Genomic DNA, 22,182 nt, shown 5'->3' on the forward strand with positions numbered 1-22,182 from the left:
AGGTTCCCGTCGAGAAAGGCGACCTCATCATCACGGGCAAGGGGACGTGTCACGGCCTGAGAAATACAGGCGAGGAAGATTTCATCTTTGTGAGCATCGTTGCACCAGTGCCGCCTGGATACAAGGAATTGTGAATGCAAGAAAAATATAGCCGTAGAAGATGAGACATGTTACAATATTGTATCAAGACAGTTTATATCTGTGGCGATACCAAACATAGAAGGATTATTTAAGCAGAAAGAGGAGGTTCGGAAAAGATGGAAGTAACCAAGGATTTTTCTACGCGTCATTGGAAGATTCACGAGGTGGCGAAGGCAGGCGACAAGGCGACAAAGACGGTCTTCTACACAACGGATTCGACGAGCGGTTCGGTCTGGCTCGTGAAGCCTGGACAGGAGGTCAAGGCGCATGAGCATCCGGCTGGTGATGACTTCTGGGTCTGTATCCAGGGGAAGGGGATATTCTTTCCGGAGCTTGGCAAGGAGGTTCCCGTCGAGAAAGGCGACCTCATCATCACGGGCAAGGGGACGTGTCACGGTCTGCGCAATACGGGCGAGGAAGATTTCATCTTCGTGAGTATCGTCGCACCAGTGCCGCCTGGATACAAGGAATTGTGAATGCGAGAAAAATATAGCCGTAGAAGATGTGATATGCTACAATATAAACAGGATTTTTTATCTTGAAGGAGGAGATATTATGGCAAAGAGGTTTTTCATTTGCAAGGAGTCGGGAGATATCGTCGGTCTGATTCATGACGGCGGCGGCAAGCTGTCTTGCTGCGGCGAGGATCTGAAGGAACTGAAGGCGAACACGACGGATGCAGCGCAGGAGAAGCATGTGCCCGTAGCGACGTACGACAAGGCGGCGCGCAAGGTCACGGTCGTCGTCGGTTCGGTCGCGCATCCGATGACGCCTGAGCATCTGATCTCGTGGATTCACCTTGAGACGAAGAAGGGAGCGCAGATCTGTCATCTGACGCCCGAGGACAAGCCTGAGGCGGTGTTCTTCCTCGCCGAGGGAGATGAGCCGGTCGCGGTCTACGAGTACTGTAATTTGCACGGTCTTTGGAAGGCGGATCTCTGATTTCTGAGCTGTAAACGAAAAAAGAGTCGAGTCAAAGCTCGGCTCTTTTTTGTTTGGCTACCCCTTCGATACGACGCTCCAGATCGTGTAAATGCAAGTGGCATAGAGGACGAAGAAGATCAGGCGGCGCAAGAGGCTTGTGGGAATGAAGCGCGCGAGCACGTGCCCGAGGGAAAGTCCTGCGGCGAGGGCGGGAAGGAGGTAGATGAACTCGTGGACGGCAGCCGTCAGCGGGTGTCCGCCGATCAGGTAGCCGATGAGCGACGTCGAGTTGCAGCAAAGGAAGAAGACGAAGCATGTGGCGCGGAAGGTTTCGGCGCTCATTTTCGTGTAGGCGAGGTAGATGAGGAACGGCGGTCCCGCCATGCCCGTCGTCATGGAGGAGAAGCCCGAGCACATGCCCGTGATGATCGTGTTGCGCCTTGATTCCGGGATGTGACGATGCGAGATCTGCATGATGAGGAGCGAGAGGAAGACGACGGTGCTGATCCAGACCTTCAAGGTGTCGCTCGATACATAGTCGAAGACGAAAAAACCGATGGGGATGCCGAGCAAGACACCGATCGCGAGGTGACCGATCAGAGGAAGGTTCGCCTTCTTGCGCATCAAATAGGCCTGCACGGTGTTGCCTGAGCATGCGAGAAGCAGCATGACGGGCACGACGATCTTCGGATCGTAGAAGAACATCAAGAGGGGCGCCGCCACGATGACGAGTCCGAAGCCCGTGATCGCCTGTAGGAAGGCGGCGAAAAAGATGGCGAGCAGGGGGCCTGTATGGGTCGCGAGCGCCGCAAGGTAATTTTCCATAAGGCAAAGTCTCCTTCATAAGCTACACGCACGGGAACTGCGTTAATAAATCTTTGTGACGGGCAGACCCTCTTTTTCCAAGGCGGCGGTCAGTCTTTCAATATGCTCGCGGTTGTGCGTCTCCACGGTGACTTCGAGCTGCACCTGCTGGAAGCTGTCGGTGACGCTCGCCTGGTTGTGGACGAGTTTGATGACATTGGCGTGCTCACGCGCGACGATTTCCGCCACCTTGAGAAGCTGGCCGGGCTTGTCGGGCAGCTGCACGGCGAAGCAGAAGATGCGGCCGCGCGCGATGAGGGACTTGCTGATGAGCGCCGATATGGTCGAGATGTCGATGTTGCCGCCCGAGAGGATGGACACGACCTTCTTGCCTTGGAAGGGCAGCCGTGTGAGCGCCGCGAGCGAGAGGACGCCCGCGCCTTCGGCGATGAGCTTGTGCTTCTCGATGAGGAAGAGCAGGGCGCTCATGATCTCCATCTCGGAGACGGTGATGATGTCGTCGAGATACTTGCGGCAGAAGGCGAAGGTGAGGTCGCCCGGCGTCTTCACGGCGCATCCGTCGGCGACTGTCTCGACAGAGGGCAGCGTCGAGACGTGCCCTGTGCTGAAGGAGGCAGCCATGCAGGCGGCGCCCATAGGCTCGACGCCGATGACTTTGACCTCGGGACGCACGGATTTCGTCGCGAAAGCCACGCCCGAGGCGAAGCCGCCGCCGCCGATCGGCACGAGGATGGCATCGACGTCCTTCAGTTCGTCGATGATTTCGAGCGCCGTCGTTCCCTGCCCTAAGAGCACGTCGCGGTCGTTGAACGGATGGACGTAGACATAGCCCTTTTCCGCCTGCAATTCGAGTGAGCGCCTGTAGGCGTCGTCGAAGGTGTCGCCCGCGAGCACGACTTCAGCGCCGTAGGAGCGCGTCGCCTCGACCTTGAGAAGAGGCGTCGTGGCGGGCATACAGATGACGGCTTTGACACCGAGTCGCTGAGCGGCGAGCGCGACGCCCTGCGCGTGGTTGCCGGCGGACGAGGTGATGACGCCCTTGGCGCGTTCCTCATCCGTCAGATGAGCGATCTTGTTGTAGGCGCCGCGCACCTTGAATGAGCCGGTGTTTTGAAGATTCTCGGGCTTCAGATAGACGTCGTTTTGGCTCAATGCGGAAAAAAAGGGGCTGTCGAGGAGCTGCGTTTTCTTCGTTACGCCGTCCAGGGTACGTGCCGCCTCATATACGCCGGCAATGGTCGTTTCCTGCAGGATGGCGGAAATATCGTTCGCCGGTGAGTTCTTCTTCATGGAATTCCTCCTAGATTCATGCCAATCGCATGTTTTGCGCATGGTCAAGGGTATGGACGTTTTCGTACAACGCATTCCCCTCGAATTGACGTGTTTGTTTGCGTTTCTATTATATCACGCGAAGGGTGCGATTGGCAGGTTTTTGCTTTGAAGTGCAGAGGAAAATCAGCGAAAATCAACGAAAAATTTCCAAAAAATTTCTAAAAAGGGAGAGGATTTTCCCTCTCTTTCACGAACTATACAGGTAGAAAGACAGACCATGGTGGAAGGAGGTGCCAAGGTGAAGGATAAGATGAAGTTCCTTGTGCCGGTGGACGGCTCGCTGCATTCCAAGAAGGCGTTGGAGATGGCGGTGAAGCTCGCAGAGCCGGTCGGAGCGCATATCGACATCCTCTTCGTGTCCTATTTCGAGAGGGAGACCGACGGCGATCCTGATCATCCGTCGTGGCTTCCCTTGAGCGTGATGGCGAAGGGCGTATCTTCCGCCGAGGAGGTCTTGGAAGAAGCGCGGAAGGAATTGCCTGCTGGCTTGGATGCCGAGAGTCATGTGGTGGTCGGCATGCCATCCCGCAAGATTGTGGAATTCGCGGCGGCGAACGGGCACGATCTCATCATCATGGGTGGCCGGGGGCTTTCTCCTGTCACAGGTTTCCTGCTGGGCAGCGTGAGCCAGGAGGTCATGGAGGAGGCGAAATGCGCCGTCCTCATTGCCAAATGAGTCAAGGGCGGCGCATGGCGCAGCTTTGACAAAGGCTATTGGTAGAAGGAGGGTTTATACCATGTTGAAGAACATTCTCGTCCCCATTGACGGTTCGGAAGGCTCGGATCGCGCCGTAGCGGAGGCGATCAAGCTCGCGGAGGTTTGCGAGGCGAAGCTGAACTTCCTCTACATCGCGAATATCAACCAGCTCGCGATCAATGCCTGCTTGTCCGACGTGGTGCTTGAAGCGGTCACGAAGGCGGGCAACGTGATTCTCGATCGCGCCATGCAGATGGTGCCGTCGGGCATCAAGAAGGAAGCGTTCTCGGAGACGGGTTCGCCCGCCGTCGCCATCCTCGATTTCGCGGAGCACAGCGGCACGGATCTCATCGTCATGGGAAGCCGCGGCCTCGGTGTTGTCAAGGGCGTGCTTCTCGGCAGCGTGAGCCAGTACATCGTCGAGCAGGCGAAGTGCCCTGTGCTCGTCGTCAAATAGCGGCTGATTTTCCAAGGGGCTGTGGGGAAATGCGAAAGTATTTTCCCCATAGCTCCTTTTGTCGTCATAGGAACTTTGCCGTAAGCGCCCCGCCTGTGCTATAATACGAAAATAAAACGATTTGTGGCAGATATTTTCTGCCAATGGGAGGATTCGACATGCTGGACATCAAATTTGTCAGGGATCATATCGACGAGGTGCAGGCGATGCTCGAAAAGCGCTGTAACCCGCTGAAACTGAGCGGCTTCAAGGAGCTTGAGGAGAAGCGCCGCACTCTCCTGCAGGAGGCGGAAGAACTGAAGGCGCGGCGCAACAGCGTGTCGAAGGAGATCGGCGCGAAGAAGAAGCAGGGCGAGGACGTCACGGCGATCTCCGCCGAAATGCGCGAGGTCGGCAGGAAGATCGCCGATCTCGACGCTCGGACGCGCGAGGTGGAAGACGAGCTGCACACCATCCTCCTGAACATCCCGAACATGCCGAAGGACGACGTGCCCGTCGGCAAGGACGACACGGAGAACCCTGAAGTGCGCCGCTGGGGCGAACCGCGAAAGTTCACCTTCGAGCCGAAGGCGCACTGGGATCTCGGCGCTGATCTCGACATCCTCGACGCCGAGCGTGCGGCGAAGGTCACGGGCGCACGCTTCACCTTCTACAAGGGACTCGGTGCGCGGCTCGAACGCGCCTGCATCAATTTCATGATGGATCTGCACGCGACGAAGCACGGCTACACGGAAATGCTCGCGCCCTACATCGCGAACGAGGCGAGCATGATCGGCACGGGACAGCTGCCGAAGTTCGCCGAGGACATGTTCAAACTCGAAGGCCTCGACTACTACCTCGTGCCGACGGCGGAAGTGCCGACGACGAACTATCACCGCGACGAAATCCTCGACGGCAGGAAACTGCCCGAGCGCTACACGAGCTACACGGCATGCTTCCGTGCAGAAGCTGGCAGCGCGGGGCGCGACACGCGCGGCCTCATTCGCCAGCACCAGTTCAACAAGGTCGAGCTCATCAAGTTCACGAAGCCCGAAGACTCTTGGGATGAACTCGAAAGCATGGTCGATGCGGCGGAAGACGTGCTGCGTATTTTGGAGATTCCCTATCACGTCGTGCTCCTTTGCACGGGCGACATGAGCTTCACGTCGGCAAAGACATACGACATCGAAGTCTGGATGCCCGCGCAGAACACCTACCGCGAGATCTCCTCGTGCTCGAACTGCCTCGACTATCAGGCGCGCCGCGCGAATATCAAGTTCCGCCGCGAGCCGAAGGCGAAGCCCGAGTTCTGCCACACGCTCAATGGCTCGGGGCTTGCCGTCGGGCGCACGGTCGCGGCGATCCTCGAAAACTATCAGCAGGAAGATGGCTCCGTGCGCGTACCGAAGGCGCTCGTCCCCTACATGGGCGGCGTGGAAGTCATCGAAAAGCCGTGAGGGAACGGCACGACCATCAAAGCGAAGGGGGCTTTCCCATGAGCAAGCGTGCCGTATGGGCTGAAATCAGTCTCGAAGCGATCCGGCACAATTACTGCGTGATCGGCGAGGCGCTCTGTGGCGGCGCAAAACTCTGCGCCGTCGTCAAGGCGAACGCTTACGGGCACGGCGCTCTCGCCGTCGCGAAGGAGGCGATCGCGGCGGGCGCGGCGTACCTCGCCGTCGCCACGCTCTCAGAAGCCGCCGAGCTTCGCCGCGCGGGGATTGGGACGCCGCTCCTCGTCCTCGGACTCATCGACCCTCTTGAAGCCGCCGAAGCCGTCTCCCTCGATGTGACGCAGACCGTTGCGAATCTCGCGCTCGCCAGAGCGATTTCCGCCGAAGCCCTCGCGCAGGAAAAGACGGCGAAGCTGCACCTCGCCATCGACACGGGCATGGGACGCATCGGCTGCACGAGCGAAGAAGCGCCCGCACTTGCGCGTGACATCGCCGCCCTGCCGAATATTGAGCTGGAGGGCGCGTTCTCCCACTTCGCCATGGCGGACGTCCGAGACAAGGCGCACGCAAGAGGGCAGCTTGCGCTCTTCCTGCGTGCCACGGAAGCCATAGAAGAGGCGGGCGTTCATCTGAAGCTGCGTCATATCGCCGAGAGCGCGGCGATCCTCCAAATGCCCGAAGCGCATCTCGACATGGTGCGTGCGGGCATCATCCAGTACGGCATGTACCCGAGCGAAGAAGTCGCACACGCCGTACGCGAGAAGTCGCCGCTTCGCCCTGCGATGGTGCTCAAGGCGCGCGTGCTGTTTCTCAAAGACGTGTCCGAAGGCTTTGCCATCGGCTACGGCTGCACCTGGTGCGCTAAGCGAAAGAGCCGCATCGCGACGCTCCCCCTCGGCTATGCCGACGGTTACATCCGCGCCCTCTCGGGCAAGGCGCACGTCGAACTTCTCGGCAAGACCGCTCCCGTCGTCGGACGCATCTGCATGGATCAGTGTATGATCGACGTCACCGATATCGAAGGAGTCGCCGAAGGCACGGAAGTCACGCTCTTCGGCTCGGCGACCCTGAGTGCCGACAATGTTGCCGATTGGCTTGGCACGATCAACTACGAGATCCCGTGCCTCATCGCGCCGCGCGTACCGCGCGTCTATATCTGAGCTTTCAGGACATATATTCAGCGGCGTCCCGTTTCGCCTGAAATGGGACGCCGTTTTTGTTTGACAAAAAGGAGAAACCATGCTATTGTACGAACTACAGAAGAACCTCAATTTGAGCCTTCTGTTTCTGCGGCTTCCCAGACACAGAGTCACATGTGACCTTATACCGCTTGCGGTATTGAAACGCGCGGGAAAAATCCTTGTCCTTGAACAGCGCTGCCGTCGCATGTGACCTCATACCGCTTGCGGTATTGAAACTCCTCAGCCTGGTTGGCGTTGTTCCAGCGATCTGTTGTCGCATGAACCTTATACCGCTTGCGGTTTGGCAAAGAAAAAGAGAGCTGTCCGGCTCTCTTTTTCTTTGCCTATCGCCGCGCCCTGCAAGCGTTGCATTATCTTGTGGCGCAAATCTTCTTCCTATGCTATAATAGTAAATCATAGTATATCAATATGAATAGTATATTGGGGGAAGAATCATGAAAGACCATTCGCTTGAAGTGCACGGCTGTCATACCTACGATGCAACGGGGGCGATCAGTCCGTCGATTTGCCTGTCGGCGACGTTCCGTCATCCGCGTTTCGGCGAGAGCACGGGCTACGACTACGGACGCGTGGCGAATCCGACGCGCGAATCTCTCGAAAAGACGGTGGCGCGCCTAGAGCGCGGCGGGCGCTCTTGGGCGCTTTCCTCGGGCATGGCGGCGGTGCAGCTCGTTTTCTCTCTTCTTTCGGCGGGCGATCACGTCTTGATGAGCGAAGACCTCTACGGCGGTACGGTGCGCCTCGCCGAAGAAGTCTTTGCAGGCTATGGTATCACCTTCGAATACGTCGACGTGCGCGACCTCGCGCTCGTCGGCAAGCGTATGCGTCCCGAGACGAAGCTCGTCTTCATCGAGACGCCGTCGAATCCGATGATGCAGATCTCGGACATCGCGGCACTCGCTGCGCTCGCGCACGAAAACAGCGCCCTGCTCACTGTTGACAATACCTTCCTCTCGCCGCATTTCCAGAAGCCATTGACGCTCGGCGCGGACATCGTGCTGCACAGCGGCACGAAGTACCTGTGCGGACACAACGACGTCATCGCAGGCTTCCTCGTGCTCAAAGATGCGACGAGCGCGCAGGCAAAGCGCATCGAACTGCTCGCCAAATCGGCAGGGCCGAATCTCTCGGCACTCGACTCGTGGCTCATGCTGCGCAGCATCAAGACGCTCGGCGTGCGCGTCGAGCGGCAGGCAGAGAACGCGCTCGCCATCGCCCAGTGGCTCGGCACGCTGCCCGAAGTCACCGAAGTGCTCTACCCGGGACTCGCCGACCATCCGGGCTATGCGCTGCAGCAGAAGCAGGCGAGCGGCGCGGGCGGCATGATCTCCTTCAAGGTGCGTTCCGCCGAACTCGCGAAGGCGGCTCTCGGCAAGCTGCACCTCATCGCCTTTGCTGAAAGCCTCGGCGGCGTCGAGACCCTTTTGACGTATCCGATCGCCCAGACGCACGCTGAAATGCCTGCCGCGCTCTTAAAACGCACGGGACTCGACGACAAACTCCTGCGCCTCTCCGTCGGCATTGAGGACGTCGAAGACCTCAAGACCGATCTGCAGCAGGCCTTGCAGGAATAAGAGGGCAGCCGGGCGAAAACAAAAGGAAATGAGGCAAAACTTGCATCTCGCTAAGCAAAAGATGAAAGTTTTCCACGCAAACCAAAGAAAAAGGAGACTTCTTCCATGAACCATTTCGACTTTGATGAAATCATCGAGCGCCGTCATACGAACAGTCTCAAATACGACTTCGCCGTCGAGCGCGGCTATCCCGAGGACGTTCTGCCGTTCTGGGTCGCTGATATGGACTTTCGTGCGCCGCAGGCGGTGCGTGATGCCATTCGCCGACGCGCCGAGCACGGCATCTTCGGCTATTCGCGTCCGAAGGAGGACTACTATAGGGCGCTCGAACAATGGTTCAGCACGCGCCACGGCTGGAATCCAGGCAAGGACTCCCTCGTCATGACGCCGGGCGTCGTCTTCGCGCTCTCCATGGCGGTGCGTGCATTTACTGCACCGGGCGAGGCCGTACTCGTGACCGAGCCTGTCTACTACCCGTTTTTCAGCACGATCGAGGGCAACGGACGCACGCTCGTCCGAAGCTCGCTGCTCTTCGAGGACGGCGCGTACTGCATGGACTTCGCCGACATCGAGGAAAAGATCAAGATGCATAAGGTGAAGCTCCTGCTCCTCTGCAGCCCGCACAACCCCGTCGGGCGCGTCTGGCGGTGCGAAGAGTTGGAGCGTCTTGCCGCGATCTGCCTCGCGTACGACGTTCTCGTCGTCGCCGACGAGATTCACGCCGACTTCGTGCGCCCTGGCCACAAGCACACGCCTTTTGCCTCGCTCTCGCCCGAGATTGCGGCGCGGACGATCACCTGCACCGCGCCGAGCAAGACGTTCAACCTCGCAGGGCTGCAGCTTTCGAACATCTTCATCACGGAAAAAAGCCTGCGCCATACCTTCCGCAAGGAAGTTTACAGCACAGGCTATGACGAACCGAATATCTTCGGCCTTCTTGCCGCGCAGGCGGCATACAGCGAGGGCGGCGCGTGGCTCGATGCGCTTCTCGCCTACCTTGAGCAGAATATTGCGCACACGAAGCGCTTCCTCGCCGAACGCCTGCCCAAGGTGCAGCTTGTCGAGCCGGAGGGCACCTACCTCTTATGGCTCGATTTTCGTGCCTACGGTCTTGAAGCGAAGGCGCTCGACCGAAAGATCATCGACGAGGCTCGCCTCTGGCTCGACGACGGCGCGATCTTCGGCAAGAGCGGCGCAGGCTTCCAGCGCATCAACATCGCCTGCCCGCAGGCGACGCTCACGAAGGGTCTTGAGGCTTTGGCACGCGCGTTCGAGTGAATTCACCACTGCCGCCTGTGCAGCCGATCGATTCCTGCACGCAGCAGGATCAAGAAGGAGAAGATTTCAAGCCGCCCGAGGATCATCAAGAAGCCCGCGAAGACCTTGACCCAGCCGGGCAGGAGCAGGAAGTCCTTGCCGCCGTAGAGGAGAGTCACGACGGTGCCCGTGCCCGACAGGCAGCCGACGGCGAAGCCCATGGCGGGCAGGGTGTCGATGTGAGCGAGAGCGAGGCCGAGCGTCGCGAGAATCAGCACGACGACATAGAGGAAGAAGAAGCTTAAGATCCTGCCGTAGAGTTTGTGCGGCACGGACTTGCCGTCGATCTTGATGTTGACGATCATGCGCGGGTGGATTGTGCGCAGAATCTCCGCCTTTGCCATCTTGATGAGCACGAGGAGGCGCATCACCTTGAAGCCGCCGCCGACCGCACCGACCGAAGAGCCGAGCGTGGCGAGAAGAAGAAGCACGGCATGAGGAAAGGTCGGCCATGAGGCAAGCGGCGCGGCGGCAAAGCCCGTCGTCGTCGCGAATGAGATGGCATGGAAGAAGCCCATGCGAAGGCTGTGCTCGACATCGTAGACGCCGACGACGGCGAGGTAGCAGGCGAGCGCCGCGCCCCCCAAAAAGACGACGAGGAGGAAGAAGCGCAGTTCCGCATCGGCGAAGAGTGCACGCACATTGCGCCGCGCCGCCGCCCGCTGCCACAGGAGGAAGTTCACGCCCGCGAGCAGCATCGCGGCTTCTGCCGCGAGCTCCGTCGTGATGCCGCTTCCCTTCAGCACGAGGCCGCGCGGGTCGAGTCCCGTCGTCGATATGGAAGTCAAGGCGAGCACGGTGCTCGACAGGAAACTCTCGCCTGCGAGCAGGAAGAGTCCGAGCGTGAGGAGCGTCAGGCAGGCGTAGAGGAGCGCCATCTTTCGCGCCGCCGCATTCATGCGCCGCAGGAGAGGGCTGAAGTTCGTGCCTTGCTGCACCGAGAGCGTCAGACCGAAGCAGCCGCCGACCTGCGGCATGATCGTGACGAGGAGGCACAGGAAGTACATGCCGCCGATCCATCCTTGGAAGATCTGCCAGAAGCCGAGGGAGCTTTCGAGTCCCGTCGGCGTGAAGAGGAGCGCCGTCGTCGTAAATGCCGCGACGCTCGCGAAGAAGGAATCGGCGGCGGAAAGCTCGCCTGTGAGGAAAAAGGGCAGCGCACCCAGAAGCGAGTTCAGGAGCCATGCGGCGAAGAGGAAGACGGCGCCGTCCGTGACGCCGATCGTGTGACGATGCCCCTTGGATAGATGCGAGAATACGCGCCAGAGGACGAAGGAGAGCGCCGCGGGCACGCCGAAGACGAGCGGGTGTTCGTCCGCCCAAAAGATCGCGAGGCCGAAGGCGAGAAAGAGAGCCGCGCCCTCTAAAAATGCCATGCGCCCGAGCAGGAAAGAAACGATGCGCGCGTCCATATCAATCCTTGCCCTTGAAATAGTTCATGACCTTCTGCGCGAATCCCGTCCGGATGAAGAGAATGGTTCGGTCGCCGGGCAGAAGAATCGAAGCGCCGTTTGGTATCACGGCTTCATCGCCGCGCACATAGGCGCAGACGAGGCATTCGCGCGGCAGATGCGCCTTCATCAGAGGAATCCCCGCGACAGGTGCGCCTTCCTGCACAATGACCTCGACCGCCTCCGCCTTCGCGCCCTCAAGGAATGATACCGAAACGACGCCGCCGCGCCGCGCGAAGGCGAGGACTTCGGAGGCGGACAAGAGGCGCGTCGGCAGGACGATGTCGACGCCGACCTTTTCCATGAGGGCGACGTATTCGCCGCGCGCGACGCGCACGACCGTTTTCTTTGCCCCCAGATGCTTGGCTAAAAGCGCGAGCATGAGATTCAGCTTGTCGTCCTCCGTCAGGCAGACGACGGCATCGGCGTCCGCGACGCCCTCTTCCGTCAAGAGATCGATGTCCGTGCCGTCGCCGCAGATGGCAAGGCCGTTTTCGAGCGACTCCGCTGCCAGTCGGCTGCGTTCACGATTGGTATCAATGATCTTCACGGCGACGTCCGCCTCGTCGAGCATCTTGGCGAGGAAGCGTCCCGTGCGCCCCGCGCCGATGATCATGACGTGCTCAAGCCGCCTCGCATCGCGATGCACGAACGTCTGGCTGAACTTCTGGATCTCGACGGGATCGCCGATGAAATAGGCGTTGTCGTGCGGCAGCAGGCAGTCGTCGCCGTGCGGAATGATCATGCGCTGGTCGCGGAAGATCATGCCCGCGAGGATCGCCTTGGGCATTTCGAGATCCTTCAGCGGGATGTTTGCCAGGGGCGAATGCCGCGTCACCTTCGTCTCGAAGAGGCGCACCTTGCCGCTTGCGAAATCCTCGACGTCGAGTGCGGCGGGCGTCATGAGGATGCGATAGACCTCGCGCGCCGTAATCAGTTCGGGATTCAGCATGAGGTCGATGTCGAAGTTCTCCTTCAGGTATTCCTTCTCTTCCGAAAGGAACTGCATGTCGCGGATGCGTGCGACCGTGTGCGTGATGCCGTGCTTCTTCGCGAGGATGCACGCGACCATGTTGACTTCGTCGCCCGCCGTCACGGCGATGAGGATGTCTGCCGAGCGGATGTCGGGATCGTTCATCGTGATGGGGCTGGCGCCGTTCGCCGTGACCGTCAGCACGTCGAGCGTGTTCTTCGCCGCTTCGAGCCGCGTCTCGTCCTGATCGACGAGCACGACATCGAACTCCTCGTTCGCGAGCAACTCGGCGATGCTGTAGCCGAGCTTTCCCGCACCGACTATGACAATGCGCAAGGAAACTCCTCCTCTTGAGATGTATGCACAAAAAAAGCCAAGGGAGCCGCCGCCGTGCGAATCTGCACGGGCTTCCCTTGGCTTTTTGCACCCTTTGCCTTATTTTAACGCATTCGGCGCGGCGGTGCAAATCATTTCAGTGTGATGAGCTCGTAGTCGCGCGTACCGAGCCCGATCTTCTCGCCGTGCACGAGCGTTTCTTCCCAACAGACGTTGGGATTCGAGTCGAGGAAATGGTCGTGATGATGATGCCAATCGGGCTTGGCGAGGTGGTCGCCGAGCTTGCTGTTGCGGATCGGCTGCGCCTTGAGCGCCATGTCGACGCATGCTTGGTCGAGCGCGATGGGATCGAACGAGGCGAACATGCCGATGTCGGGCAGGATCGGCGCGTCATTTTCACCATGACAGTCGCAGTTCGGCGAGATGTCACGCGCGATGCTGATGTGGAAGCACGGGCGGTCCTGACAGACGGCCTGCGCGTACTCCGCCATGCGGCGGTCGAGGATGTCGGCGGCGTCCCAGACCTCGTTGTAGAGCGCGTTGAACGTGCACGAGCCGATGCAGCGACCGCAGCCCTTGCAAAGCTCCTTGTCAACGACCGCCTTGTTCTCAACGTAGGAAATCGCGTCCGAGCCGCATTCCTTCGCGCAGCGACGACAGCCGCGGCAAAGCTCCTCGTGGACGCCGACCTTGCCCGACGAATGCTGCTCCATCTTGCCCGCGCGGCTGCCGCAGCCCATGCCGATGTTCTTGATCGCGCCGCCGAAGCCCGTCTGCTCGTGCCCCTTGAAGTGCGTGAGGCTGATGAAGACGTCGGCGTCCATGACGGCGCGGCCGATCTTCGCCGTCTTCAACACGCGGGCGTTCTTGATCGGCACTTCGAGTTCGTCCGTGCCGCGCAGACCGTCGCCGATGATGATCTGACAGCCCGTCGTCGTCGGGTTGAAGCCGTTGATGTTCGCGCAGTCGAGATGCTCGGGCGCATGGCGGCGGCTGCCCGGATAGAGCGTGTTGCAGTCCGTCAGGAAAGGGATGCCCTTTTCCTCCTTCACGAGGTCGGCGACGGCTTTCGCATACTGCGGGCGTAGGAACGCGAGGTTGCCGAGTTCGCCGAAGTGCATCTTGATGGCGACGAAGCGGCCCTCAAGCTCGATCGTCTTGAGGCCCGCCGCAAGACACAGACGCTGCAGCTTCTTCGTCAGGCTCGTGCCGACGTCCGTGCGGAAATCAGTGAAATAAACTTTTGCTTTCTCTGCCATGGTATTGCTCCTTTTTCTCTTGCAGACACGTTCTTTCTTACGGAACGAATTCTCCTAAAGCTATTGTAGCATACGAGTACATGAAAAGTATATGAAATCTCCTATTCTCATCTTCTTCGCCTTGACCTTGAGAACGTTCCTCCGTAGAATAGTACTATGAACGTTATGGAGAGAAATGGAAACATCGGCGCGACGTAGGTCGCTGAGAAGAGTCCTGTTTCGGGACTGTGAGCCTATGGAATCACAAGGGAGGAATTTACTTTGAAAACAAGACGAACGATGCAAGGTCTGATCGGCGCTCTTCTCGCGCTCTTTCTTATGACGGGCTGCGGCCTGCAGGCGGAGGAATCGGGCAAGTCGGCGGAAGCCAAGGCGGAGCAGGCGATGGATGCAGAGGGCGTGGACGGGACGGCGCCGCCTTTCAAGGCGACATCATTCGACGGCTCGGAGGTCGCGATCAACGCCGCCATGGACAAGAAGCTCTACGTCATCAACTTCTGGGCGACATGGTGCCCGCCGTGCCGCGCCGAGATGCCCGAACTGAACGAGTTCGCCAAGAAGCATGAAGGCGAGGTCACATTCTACGCCGTCAACCTGCAGGAGCCGAAGGACACGGTCGACAAGTTCCTCAAGGACAACGGCTACACGATGCCCGTGCTTCTCGACCTCAAGGGAGAGGCGGCGGACACCTATAAGGTTCGCGCCATTCCGACGACCTACGTCATCGACCGGGACGGCAAGATCCTGCTGAAGAAGATCGGCGGAACGACGGCGGCGGAGCTGGAAACGGCGCTCACGCGCGCGGCGAAGTAGGAGGTTTTCCCTTGGAAGCAATCTCCTTCGGCGCGGCGTTTCTCGCCGGCGTCATCTCCTTCGTCTCGCCGTGCGTGCTGCCGATGCTGCCGACCTTCGTGCTGATCCTCGCAGGCTCAAGCGGCGCGGCGGCTTCAAGCGGTGCAGCAGCTCCAAGCAGCGCGGCAGGCGCTTCGGCACCGCCCGCTGCGGCAGGACGTGCGCTCTTTCGCAACGTCGCGGCCTTCCTCGCAGGCTTCGCCGTCGTCTTTCTCGCGCTCGGCGCGACGGCGACGGTGCTCGGGCAGTTTCTCACAGGTCATCTCGCGCTTTTGGAAAAGGCGGGGGCCGTCGTGCTCGCGCTCTTGGGGCTGTTCCTCTCGGGACTCATCAGCCCGCGCTTCCTCTACCGTGAGTGGCGGCCGTTCCTGCATCGCCCGTCGGAGGGCGTCGTCGGCTCGTTCCTCCTGGGCATGTCGTTCACCGTCGGCTGGACGCCGTGCACGGGGCCGATCCTTGCGGCGATTTTCATCTATGCGGGAAGCCGCGCGACCGTCGTCGAGGGGCTTTGGCTGCTCGGCTTCTACGTGCTCGGCTTCGCCCTGCCGTTCTTCGTGCTCGCGCTCCTCTGGCAGCGACTCGAAAAGCGCGTGCGCACGCTCTACCGCTTCCTGCCTGCCGTGCAAAAGATCGCGGGCGTCTCGCTCGTCGCGCTCGGCGTCATGATGTGGTTCGGCTGGACGATGCGCTTCATGGGCTGGCTCTCCGGCCTCGTGCCGTTCTCTTTCTAGTTTCCGGGAGGAATCTCCATGCGCATGTATGATCTCATCACGAAGAAGAAGCGCGGCGAGCCGCTTGCTGCAAGCGAGATCCGCGCCATGGTCGAGGGATTCACGAAAGGCGAGATTCCCGACTATCAGATGGCGGCGATGCTCATGGCGATCTGCTTTCGCTCCATGACGGAGGAGGAGATGCGCGCGCTTACGCTCGCCATGGCGGCCTCGGGCGACGAGGTCGACCTCTCGGCCTTTGGCAGCTCCACGGTCGACAAGCACTCGACGGGCGGCGTCGGCGACAAGACGACGCTCATCGCCTGCCCCATCGTCGCGGCGGCGGGCGGGCGCATCGCCAAGATGAGCGGGCGCGGCCTCGGCCACACGGGCGGCACCGTCGACAAGCTCGAATCCATTCCGGGCTTTCAGACGACGCTCTCGCGCGAAGACTTTTTCGCCGTCATAGAACAGACGGGGCTTTCCCTCATCGGGCAGTCGGGCGAGCTTGCACCCGCCGACAAAAAGCTCTATGCGCTGCGCGACGTCACGGCGACGGTCGACTCCATTCCGCTCATCGCCGCCTCTATCATGAGCAAGAAACTCGCGGCGGGCAGCGCGGCGATCGTGCTCGATGTCAAGACGGGCAGCGGCGCCTTCATGAAGACGCTCGACGACGCGCTCGCCCTCGCGCGTGCCATGGTCGCCATCGGCGAGGGTGCGGGAAGAAAGACATCTGCCATCATCACCGACATGGACGTGCCCTTGGGATCTGCCGTCGGCAACGCGCTCGAAGTCGCCGAAGCCATGGAAGTGCTCAAGGGCAGAGGCCCCGCCGACCTCAGGGAGGTCAGCCTCGCGCTCGCCGCCGACATGCTGCGCCTCATCGGGCGCGGCGACTTCGCCGAGTGCCAAGAGCTTGCAGAGAAGGCCATCGAGGACGGCAGCGCCTTTCGCACCTTTGCCGCGATGGTCGAGGCGCAGGGCGGTGACGCTTCCTGCCTCGACGATCCCAAAAAACTGCCGCAGGCGGCGTTTCAATTGGAAATCCTCGCCGAGAGGGCGGGCTATATCACGCACATGGACGCCGAAATGATCGGTCAGGCCGCCTGTATGCTCGGCGCGGGGCGCGAGACGAAGGAAAGCGTCATCGACCATGCGGCAGGCATCTGCATCTTGAAAAAGACGGGCGAAGCCATCGAAACCAAAGAGGCGCTTGCCGTGCTCTGCACGAACGATGAAAGCCGGCTCGCATCTGCAGCCGCTTGCTATACCCGCGCCCTTGAGATCGCAGCCGAGCCGCCCGAGAAGCGCCCGCGCATCTTCGCGCGCGTCACGAAGGAAAGCTTCGGCCACGCCGAAAGGGCGCATGAGGAAGCGGCAAAAGACGTCATGAGCGACGCGCTCCTCGCTGAGATCCGCGCCGCCATGGCAAGACGTGAAGAGAAGGAGGGCGGCGCAGATGGACGATGAATCTCTCATCGAGCTTGCCAAGGAAGCGCGCGCCCATGCCTATGTGCCGTATTCGGGCTTTGCCGTCGGCGCGGCGGCGCTCGCGCCCGACGGGCGCGTCTTCTTGGGCTGCAACATCGAAAACGCCTCCTACGGCCTGACGAACTGTGCCGAGCGCACCGCCATCTTCAGCGCCGTCGCTGCGGGCGTCCAGCGCTTTGCGGCGCTCGCCGTCGTTGCAGACGGCGAGCTGCCGTGCTCGCCGTGCGGCGCGTGCCGCCAGGTCATCGCCGAATTCGCCGTCGAGCGCATCGTCCTCGCCAACCTCGCGGGAAAGCGTCGTGTCGTGACCAAAGAGGAACTGCTGCCCTTCGCCTTTACTCTCAAAGGTCACCCTTGAAGAAAAATCCCTGCCGTCCGATTGACGGCAGGGATTTTTGCATGATGCGGCAGTTTTGCAGCACGACCTGTGCAAAGATGATCGGCGCGGAGCGCAGGAAGGCGGAAGGACGCCGGCGCATCAATCCGCGCTTTTCTGTGCCGTGATTTCAGCGAAATGCGCGAGCAGCCAAACGACGAGATCATCTTCCGCCCGGCAGCCCGCGAAGTCGGCAGCCTGCTTGATGGTCTCATGCGCGTTGCCCGAGGCGATGCCGATGTCGGCAAGCTCGATCATCTCCCGGTCGTTCAGGTAGTCGCCGAGGGCGATGATGCGCCTTCCTCGGCAGATGGGAAGCCCTCGAATCTCTTCGATCATGGCGCCCTTCGATACGCCTTGGGCGACGAACTCATAATAATTGGCCTCGGAGTAGAAGTGGTGGCTGAGACTCGCTGTGCCGAAGTTCTTCGCAAGACGCTCCACACGGTGCAGTGCGGGCGGCGCATCGCAGACGAGGAGTTTGAGCCACGGTGTCCGCTGCATGTCGGAAACGTCGGCAAGAGGTATATGCCGGCAGCGATAGAACTCCCGAACGAGCCGCGGATCGTCGTTCTCTTCAGGGCTGACGATGCAGCAGGCTTCTTCCGTATAGACCTCGACGCACGCCTGCGGAAACATCTTCAAGCACTCGGCGGCGAAGCGCGGCCAGATATTGGGCGAGTCTTCTGCGCCCTGCAAATTTCTTTGCGCGAGAACCTTCCGCGCCTGCCAGTCGTAGAGCATGGAACCGTTGAAGAAGATGCTCGGCGCCGTGATCGGCAGTCCACGGACATAGCCGCCTGCCGCCTCGGGCGTGCGCCCCGTCGCGATGCCAAAAAGGCCGCCGCCCGCGACAAAAGCGCGAATCGCCTCCGCATTCGCCGCAGAAATCGCCTTCCCATGCGGCACGATTGTACCGTCAAGGTCGCTGATCAACATGTACTGTTCGTATGGTTTCATTGTGGGGTACTCCTCCCTGTATCGCACACCATTCTCTCGTCTTGAGAAAACGCTGTGTTTATTATAGCAAGAAAGAACGTCTACTGCACGCGCTTGAGTCCTGTCGTAAAAAGCGGACAGCTTCTGCGCCGCGCTTTCGGCACAGATGTAAAAATCATATAAATTCAATAGGAAAACTGTTGACTTTTTGTCTTTTCCTTACTATAATGAGAATCAATAGAGATAACTGCCTATTATATAAAGGAGATGACGATCATGCGTGAAGCAGGACATACCTTTTTGGCGAGAATGGGGAAGACGAAGCTGCGCCCGGGCGGCATCGACGCAACGAACTGGCTCTTGGAGAAGGCGAAGATCGAGCCGTCGTCCAAAGTTCTTGAAGTTGCGTGCAACATGGGGACGACGATGATCCTCGTCGCCGAGCGGTACGGCTGCGAAGTCGTCGGCATAGACCTCGATGAGGCGGCGCTCGAAAAAGCGCGTGAAAATATCAAGAAAAAGAAGCTCGAAGACAAACTCTCCGTCGTCAACGGTAGCGCTTTCGCGCTTCCCTTCGAGGATGCGAGCTTCGATGTCGTCATCAACGAGGCGATGCTTACGATGCTCATCGGTGAGGACAAGGAACGCGCGCTCAAGGAGTATTCGCGCGTCCTGAAGCCCGGCGGCGTCCTTCTGACGCACGACGTCGTCTTCCGAGAGAAAGACCCGAAGGTGCAGCACGAGCTTATGGCCGGGCTTTCCAAGGCGATCAACGTCCACGTCGAGCCGCTGACGCTTGCAGGCTGGAAGGAAACGATCGAGAAGCATGCTTTCCGTACGGAGCAGAAGCATGGCGATATGACGCTCCTCGACCCACCTGGCATCCTGCACGACGAAGGCGCGAAGGGCGCGTTGAAGATCATGACGAACGCCATGAAGAAGGAGAACCGCGATATGTTCACGACGATGTTCGACTTCTTCCACGACCACGCCGCTCAGCTCGGCTATGTGGCAAACTTCAGCACGCGGGTATAGTCGGCGCGCGATCATACAGCTAAAAAACGGGGCTGCTGCACGAAATGGACGTGCAGCAGCCCCGTTTCCTTTTGCAGGACGCGCTGAATCAATAATTCTTCTTGAGCTGTTCAAAATATGCCTGCGGATGGGCGCAGACAGGACAGACCTGCGGTGCCTGCGGCGATTCGCAGACGTAGCCGCAGTTGCGGCACTGCCAGATGATCTTCTCGTCCTTCTTGAAGACCTTCTCATCCTTGACGTTCGCGAGCAAGAGACGATAGCGCTCCTCGTGCTCCTTCTCGATCTTTGCGACGGCCTCGAAGAGATTCGCGATCTTCGTGAATCCCTCCTCCCTTGCGACCTTGGCAAACTCGGGATACATCGATGTCCATTCCTCGTGCTCGCCGTCAGCGGCCGCCTCAAGGTTCTCCGCTGTCGTGCCGATGCCCGCGACGAGCTTAAACCAGATCTTCGCATGCTCCTTCTCGTTGCCCGAAGTCTCCGTGAAAAGCGCCGAAATCTGCTCGAAGCCGTCCTTCTTCGCACGCGATGCATAGTAACCGTACTTCGTATAGGCCTGTGACTCACCGGCAAATGCCGCCCAAAGATTCTTTTCGGTCTGGGAACCCTTCAATTCCATGGCAATTCCTCCTCATAGAATAGTTTGTAGATATGTATTTTCCTGTATCATAACACTGACGGTAAATACCGTCAATCCCTATTTATTTAATATGAATGATTCTCGTTCCGATCGCCCGATACTCACGGCTTACATCTTGCGCACGAAGAGAGCGCGCAGCGCGTTCAAGACGGCGAGAACCATGACGCCGACATCAGCGAAGATGGCGAACCACATGTTGGCGATGCCAACGGCGCCGAGCACGAGGCACAGGAGCTTTATGCCGATGGCGAAGACGATGTTCTGATGCACGATCGCCATACACTTTCTCGCGATGCGGATCGCTTTCGGCAGCTTCAGCGGATCGTCGTCCATCAGCACGACGTCGGCGGCCTCGATGGCAGCGTCGGAGCCCATCGCGCCCATGGCGATGCCGATGTCGGCGCGGCTGAGGACGGGCGCGTCGTTGATGCCGTCGCCGACGAAAGCGAGCTTCTTCGCCGTTTTCCCCGCGAGCAGGCGCTCGACCTCCTGCACTTTGTCGGCAGGCAGAAGCTCGCTCTTGACCTCGTCTATGCCGAGTTCCGCCGCGACCTTCTCAGCGGCGGCATGCGCGTCGCCTGTGAGCATGACGGCGCGCTTCACGCCCGCTTCATGCAGACTTTTGATCGCCGCCTCCGACGTCGGTTTGAGCGCATCGGAGATGACGATGTGTCCGGCGTACTCACCTGCGACTGCCATCTGCACGATTGTGCCCGGATGGTGACACGGGCGGTACTCAATTCCGAGACGCTCCATGAGCTTGCCATTGCCAGCGGCCACTTCGATACCGTCGACCTTCGCCGTCACGCCGAGACCGCCGATCTCCGCGATGTCCGTGACGCGCGAGCGGTCGATCTCCTTGCCGTAAGCCTGCTGCAGGCTGCGGCTGATGGGATGCGACGAAGCGCTCTCGGCGAGCGCGGCAAGCTCCAGAAGCTTTTTGTCATCCATCGTGCTGTGATGCACGGCGTTGACCTCGAAGACGCCACGGGTCAAAGTACCCGTTTTGTCGAAGACGACGGTGTCGACCTCGGCGAGCATTTCGAGGTAGTTCGCGCCCTTGACGAGCACGCCCTCGCGGCTCGCACCGCCGATGCCCGCGAAGAAGCTCAGGGGAACGCTGACGACGAGTGCGCATGGGCAACTCATGACGAGGAAGATCAGGGCGCGGTAAATCCATGTACCCCAGTCGGGCGCGGCATCGAGCGCGGCGAGGCACACGACGGGCGGCACGATGGCGAGGAGGATGGCGGCCGCGACGACGATCGGCGTATAGACGCGCGCAAAACGTGCGATGAACGTCTCCGAACGCGACTTGCGCGCGCTGGCATCCTCGACAAGTTCCAAAATCTTCGAGGCGGTCGATTCGTCGAACTCCTTCGTCGTACGAATCTTCAAGACGCCCGTGAGATTGATGCAGCCGCTGAAGACGGCGTGCCCCTTCTCTACGTCGCGCGGCAGGCTCTCGCCCGTCAGTGCGCTCGTATTGAGCGTCGATGCGCCATCCGTGATGATGCCGTCAATGGGGATCTTCTCGCCCGGCTGCACGACGATCTCCGTGCCGATTTCGATTTCGTCGGGGTCATGGCGTATAAGCTTTCCATCCTCTTCCACATTCGCGTAGTCGGGGCGGATGTCCATGAGCTCGCCAATGTTTCTGCGACTTCTGCCGACGGCATAGCTTTGAAACCATTCGCCGACCTGGTAGAAGAGCATGACGGCGATGCCTTCCACATAGTCGCCATCCTCGTAGAGAGCAAGCCCCATCGCGCCGATGGTCGCGATCGACATCAGGAGATTTTCGTCGAGCGGACGACGATTCCATACGCCCTTCGCTGCCTTGATGATGATGTCATAGCCGACGATGAGGTACGGCACGACGTAGAGGAAGAAGCGCGGCAGACCCGCCACGGGCAGCTGGCTCAAGACGATCATCAAGGCGGCCGCCAGAAGGATGCGGATGAGATTTCTTTTTTGTTTCTTGTTCACGAAAATACCTGCTTTCTGGCGACGTGATGTTGAATCCTACTCTGGGCGGTCAACGTCAACCAATTACGCTTCGCTTGCAGCTCGCGTTCTTGGGACGTTTTCGCATTCGAGCCATTTCCCAATCGTCTGCGTCCTTCGGACTTGCCTCTTGGACGGCTCAGAAGCGGTCAACGTCAACCAATCACGCTTCGCTTGCAGCTCGCGTTCTTGGGACGTTTTCGCA

At 59.8% G+C, this 22,182-nt stretch carries 22 protein-coding genes and 1 pseudogene; 15 read left to right on the forward strand and 8 right to left on the reverse strand.

Going from position 1 to position 22,182, the window contains the following annotated elements; translation table 11 throughout:
* The 3 genes and pseudogenes from RWS31_RS09070 to RWS31_RS09080 form a co-directional block, all read left to right on the forward strand.
* Nucleotides 1-134: pseudogene (locus RWS31_RS09070) on the forward strand (cupin domain-containing protein); the annotation flags it as partial.
* A 123-nt stretch (nucleotides 135-257) separates the two neighbouring features.
* Nucleotides 258-617, forward strand: coding sequence for a cupin domain-containing protein (locus tag RWS31_RS09075; protein WP_006192606.1), 360 nt, complete (start codon nucleotides 258-260; stop codon nucleotides 615-617).
* Between the two features lie 79 nt (nucleotides 618-696).
* A complete protein-coding gene (locus RWS31_RS09080) occupies nucleotides 697-1,083 on the forward strand; it encodes a desulfoferrodoxin family protein (protein ID WP_009645875.1) in 387 nt (128 codons plus the stop codon).
* Between the two features lie 57 nt (nucleotides 1,084-1,140).
* On the opposite strand, the gene RWS31_RS09085 is transcribed toward RWS31_RS09080, so the two are convergent.
* Together RWS31_RS09085 and ilvA are read right to left on the reverse strand one after the other, a co-directional pair.
* Nucleotides 1,141-1,890, reverse strand: coding sequence for a sulfite exporter TauE/SafE family protein (locus RWS31_RS09085; protein WP_009645777.1), 750 nt, complete (start codon nucleotides 1,888-1,890; stop codon nucleotides 1,141-1,143).
* A gap of 42 nt (nucleotides 1,891-1,932) precedes the next feature.
* Nucleotides 1,933-3,180, reverse strand: a complete 1,248-nt coding sequence (gene ilvA / locus RWS31_RS09090) for a threonine ammonia-lyase (protein WP_314597718.1) — start codon at nucleotides 3,178-3,180, stop codon at nucleotides 1,933-1,935.
* A 280-nt stretch (nucleotides 3,181-3,460) separates the two neighbouring features.
* On the opposite strand from ilvA, the gene RWS31_RS09095 reads away from it, so the two are divergent.
* From RWS31_RS09095 to RWS31_RS09120, 6 genes are all read left to right on the forward strand, one after another.
* Complete coding sequence (locus tag RWS31_RS09095) at nucleotides 3,461-3,898, forward strand: universal stress protein (protein WP_009645881.1); 438 nt, start codon at nucleotides 3,461-3,463, stop codon at nucleotides 3,896-3,898.
* Between the two features lie 61 nt (nucleotides 3,899-3,959).
* Nucleotides 3,960-4,376, forward strand: a complete 417-nt coding sequence (locus RWS31_RS09100; RefSeq protein WP_006192601.1) for a universal stress protein — start codon at nucleotides 3,960-3,962, stop codon at nucleotides 4,374-4,376.
* 158 nt (nucleotides 4,377-4,534) lie between these two features.
* Nucleotides 4,535-5,812: a serine--tRNA ligase gene (gene serS / locus RWS31_RS09105; RefSeq protein WP_009645778.1), complete on the forward strand. Its 1,278-nt coding sequence runs from the start codon at nucleotides 4,535-4,537 to the stop codon at nucleotides 5,810-5,812.
* 38 nt (nucleotides 5,813-5,850) lie between these two features.
* The gene (alr, locus tag RWS31_RS09110; protein ID WP_314597720.1) at nucleotides 5,851-6,969 is read left to right on the forward strand and encodes an alanine racemase; all 1,119 of its coding nucleotides are present in this window, start codon (nucleotides 5,851-5,853) and stop codon (nucleotides 6,967-6,969) included.
* Nucleotides 6,970-7,445: 476 nt separating this feature from the next.
* The gene (locus RWS31_RS09115) at nucleotides 7,446-8,585 is read left to right on the forward strand and encodes a PLP-dependent aspartate aminotransferase family protein (RefSeq protein WP_314597723.1); all 1,140 of its coding nucleotides are present in this window, start codon (nucleotides 7,446-7,448) and stop codon (nucleotides 8,583-8,585) included.
* 105 nt (nucleotides 8,586-8,690) lie between these two features.
* Complete coding sequence (locus tag RWS31_RS09120) at nucleotides 8,691-9,863, forward strand: MalY/PatB family protein (protein WP_314597725.1); 1,173 nt, start codon at nucleotides 8,691-8,693, stop codon at nucleotides 9,861-9,863.
* A 2-nt stretch (nucleotides 9,864-9,865) separates the two neighbouring features.
* Here RWS31_RS09120 and RWS31_RS09125 read toward each other — a convergent pair whose 3' ends face one another.
* The 3 genes from RWS31_RS09125 to RWS31_RS09135 form a co-directional block, all read right to left on the reverse strand.
* Nucleotides 9,866-11,314 carry a potassium transporter TrkG gene (locus RWS31_RS09125; RefSeq protein ID WP_314597727.1) on the reverse strand — a complete coding sequence of 483 codons (1,449 nt, stop codon included), beginning with the start codon at nucleotides 11,312-11,314 and terminating at the stop codon, nucleotides 9,866-9,868.
* A 1-nt stretch (nucleotide 11,315) separates the two neighbouring features.
* Nucleotides 11,316-12,662, reverse strand: coding sequence for a Trk system potassium transporter TrkA (trkA, locus tag RWS31_RS09130; protein WP_314597728.1), 1,347 nt, complete (start codon nucleotides 12,660-12,662; stop codon nucleotides 11,316-11,318).
* A gap of 131 nt (nucleotides 12,663-12,793) precedes the next feature.
* The gene (locus tag RWS31_RS09135) at nucleotides 12,794-13,921 is read right to left on the reverse strand and encodes a DUF362 domain-containing protein (RefSeq protein WP_314597729.1); all 1,128 of its coding nucleotides are present in this window, start codon (nucleotides 13,919-13,921) and stop codon (nucleotides 12,794-12,796) included.
* A 261-nt stretch (nucleotides 13,922-14,182) separates the two neighbouring features.
* Here RWS31_RS09135 and RWS31_RS09140 point away from each other — a divergent pair, with 261 nt between their 5' ends.
* The 5 genes from RWS31_RS09140 to RWS31_RS09160 are packed head-to-tail and all read left to right on the forward strand — an operon-like array spanning nucleotide 14,183 to nucleotide 17,481.
* The gene (locus tag RWS31_RS09140; protein WP_314597730.1) at nucleotides 14,183-14,734 is read left to right on the forward strand and encodes a TlpA disulfide reductase family protein; all 552 of its coding nucleotides are present in this window, start codon (nucleotides 14,183-14,185) and stop codon (nucleotides 14,732-14,734) included.
* A gap of 11 nt (nucleotides 14,735-14,745) precedes the next feature.
* On the forward strand, nucleotides 14,746-15,504 hold the full coding sequence (locus tag RWS31_RS09145) for a cytochrome c biogenesis CcdA family protein (RefSeq protein WP_314597731.1): 759 nt from the start codon (nucleotides 14,746-14,748) through the stop codon (nucleotides 15,502-15,504).
* 18 nt (nucleotides 15,505-15,522) lie between these two features.
* On the forward strand, nucleotides 15,523-16,956 hold the full coding sequence (locus RWS31_RS09150) for a thymidine phosphorylase (protein WP_314597732.1): 1,434 nt from the start codon (nucleotides 15,523-15,525) through the stop codon (nucleotides 16,954-16,956).
* Entirely contained in the window at nucleotides 16,946-17,335 is a 390-nt protein-coding gene (locus tag RWS31_RS09155; protein WP_314597734.1) for a cytidine deaminase, read from the forward strand. Before RWS31_RS09150 ends, RWS31_RS09155 begins: the two co-directional genes overlap by 11 nt.
* The gene (locus tag RWS31_RS09160) at nucleotides 17,332-17,481 is read left to right on the forward strand and encodes a hypothetical protein (RefSeq protein WP_314597736.1); all 150 of its coding nucleotides are present in this window, start codon (nucleotides 17,332-17,334) and stop codon (nucleotides 17,479-17,481) included. Before RWS31_RS09155 ends, RWS31_RS09160 begins: the two co-directional genes overlap by 4 nt.
* Here RWS31_RS09160 and RWS31_RS09165 read toward each other — a convergent pair.
* Nucleotides 17,456-18,313, reverse strand: a complete 858-nt coding sequence (locus tag RWS31_RS09165; protein WP_314597738.1) for an HAD family hydrolase — start codon at nucleotides 18,311-18,313, stop codon at nucleotides 17,456-17,458. The two genes, RWS31_RS09160 and RWS31_RS09165, sit on opposite strands and share 26 nt — an antisense overlap.
* Nucleotides 18,314-18,568: 255 nt before the next feature.
* On the opposite strand from RWS31_RS09165, the gene RWS31_RS09170 reads away from it, so the two are divergent.
* Nucleotides 18,569-19,327: a class I SAM-dependent methyltransferase gene (locus tag RWS31_RS09170; protein ID WP_265070589.1), complete on the forward strand. Its 759-nt coding sequence runs from the start codon at nucleotides 18,569-18,571 to the stop codon at nucleotides 19,325-19,327.
* Between the two features lie 88 nt (nucleotides 19,328-19,415).
* Here the strand turns inward: RWS31_RS09170 and rbr are convergent, their stop codons facing one another.
* Together rbr and RWS31_RS09180 are read right to left on the reverse strand one after the other, a co-directional pair.
* On the reverse strand, nucleotides 19,416-19,949 hold the full coding sequence (rbr, locus tag RWS31_RS09175; protein WP_006192533.1) for a rubrerythrin: 534 nt from the start codon (nucleotides 19,947-19,949) through the stop codon (nucleotides 19,416-19,418).
* Between the two features lie 129 nt (nucleotides 19,950-20,078).
* Nucleotides 20,079-21,959, reverse strand: a complete 1,881-nt coding sequence (locus RWS31_RS09180) for a heavy metal translocating P-type ATPase (protein ID WP_314597743.1) — start codon at nucleotides 21,957-21,959, stop codon at nucleotides 20,079-20,081.
* Nucleotides 21,960-22,182 lie beyond the last annotated feature (223 nt).

Source organism: uncultured Selenomonas sp., assembly GCF_963528755.1.
Taxonomy (GTDB): Bacteria; Bacillota; Negativicutes; order Selenomonadales; family Selenomonadaceae; genus Selenomonas.

Coding starts and splice junctions, on each gene's coding strand:
- RWS31_RS09075 (WP_006192606.1), top strand. CDS start 258: ATGGAAGTAACCAAGGATTTTTCTACGCGTCATTGGAAGATTCACGAG.
- RWS31_RS09080 (WP_009645875.1), top strand. CDS start 697: ATGGCAAAGAGGTTTTTCATTTGCAAGGAGTCGGGAGATATCGTCGGT.
- RWS31_RS09085 (WP_009645777.1), bottom strand. CDS start 1,890: ATGGAAAATTACCTTGCGGCGCTCGCGACCCATACAGGCCCCCTGCTC.
- ilvA (WP_314597718.1), bottom strand. CDS start 3,180: ATGAAGAAGAACTCACCGGCGAACGATATTTCCGCCATCCTGCAGGAA.
- RWS31_RS09100 (WP_006192601.1), top strand. CDS start 3,960: ATGTTGAAGAACATTCTCGTCCCCATTGACGGTTCGGAAGGCTCGGAT.
- serS (WP_009645778.1), top strand. CDS start 4,535: ATGCTGGACATCAAATTTGTCAGGGATCATATCGACGAGGTGCAGGCG.
- alr (WP_314597720.1), top strand. CDS start 5,851: ATGAGCAAGCGTGCCGTATGGGCTGAAATCAGTCTCGAAGCGATCCGG.
- RWS31_RS09115 (WP_314597723.1), top strand. CDS start 7,446: ATGAAAGACCATTCGCTTGAAGTGCACGGCTGTCATACCTACGATGCA.
- RWS31_RS09120 (WP_314597725.1), top strand. CDS start 8,691: ATGAACCATTTCGACTTTGATGAAATCATCGAGCGCCGTCATACGAAC.
- RWS31_RS09125 (WP_314597727.1), bottom strand. CDS start 11,314: ATGGACGCGCGCATCGTTTCTTTCCTGCTCGGGCGCATGGCATTTTTA.
- RWS31_RS09135 (WP_314597729.1), bottom strand. CDS start 13,921: ATGGCAGAGAAAGCAAAAGTTTATTTCACTGATTTCCGCACGGACGTC.
- RWS31_RS09150 (WP_314597732.1), top strand. CDS start 15,523: ATGCGCATGTATGATCTCATCACGAAGAAGAAGCGCGGCGAGCCGCTT.
- RWS31_RS09155 (WP_314597734.1), top strand. CDS start 16,946: ATGGACGATGAATCTCTCATCGAGCTTGCCAAGGAAGCGCGCGCCCAT.
- RWS31_RS09165 (WP_314597738.1), bottom strand. CDS start 18,313: ATGAAACCATACGAACAGTACATGTTGATCAGCGACCTTGACGGTACA.
- RWS31_RS09170 (WP_265070589.1), top strand. CDS start 18,569: ATGCGTGAAGCAGGACATACCTTTTTGGCGAGAATGGGGAAGACGAAG.
- rbr (WP_006192533.1), bottom strand. CDS start 19,949: ATGGAATTGAAGGGTTCCCAGACCGAAAAGAATCTTTGGGCGGCATTT.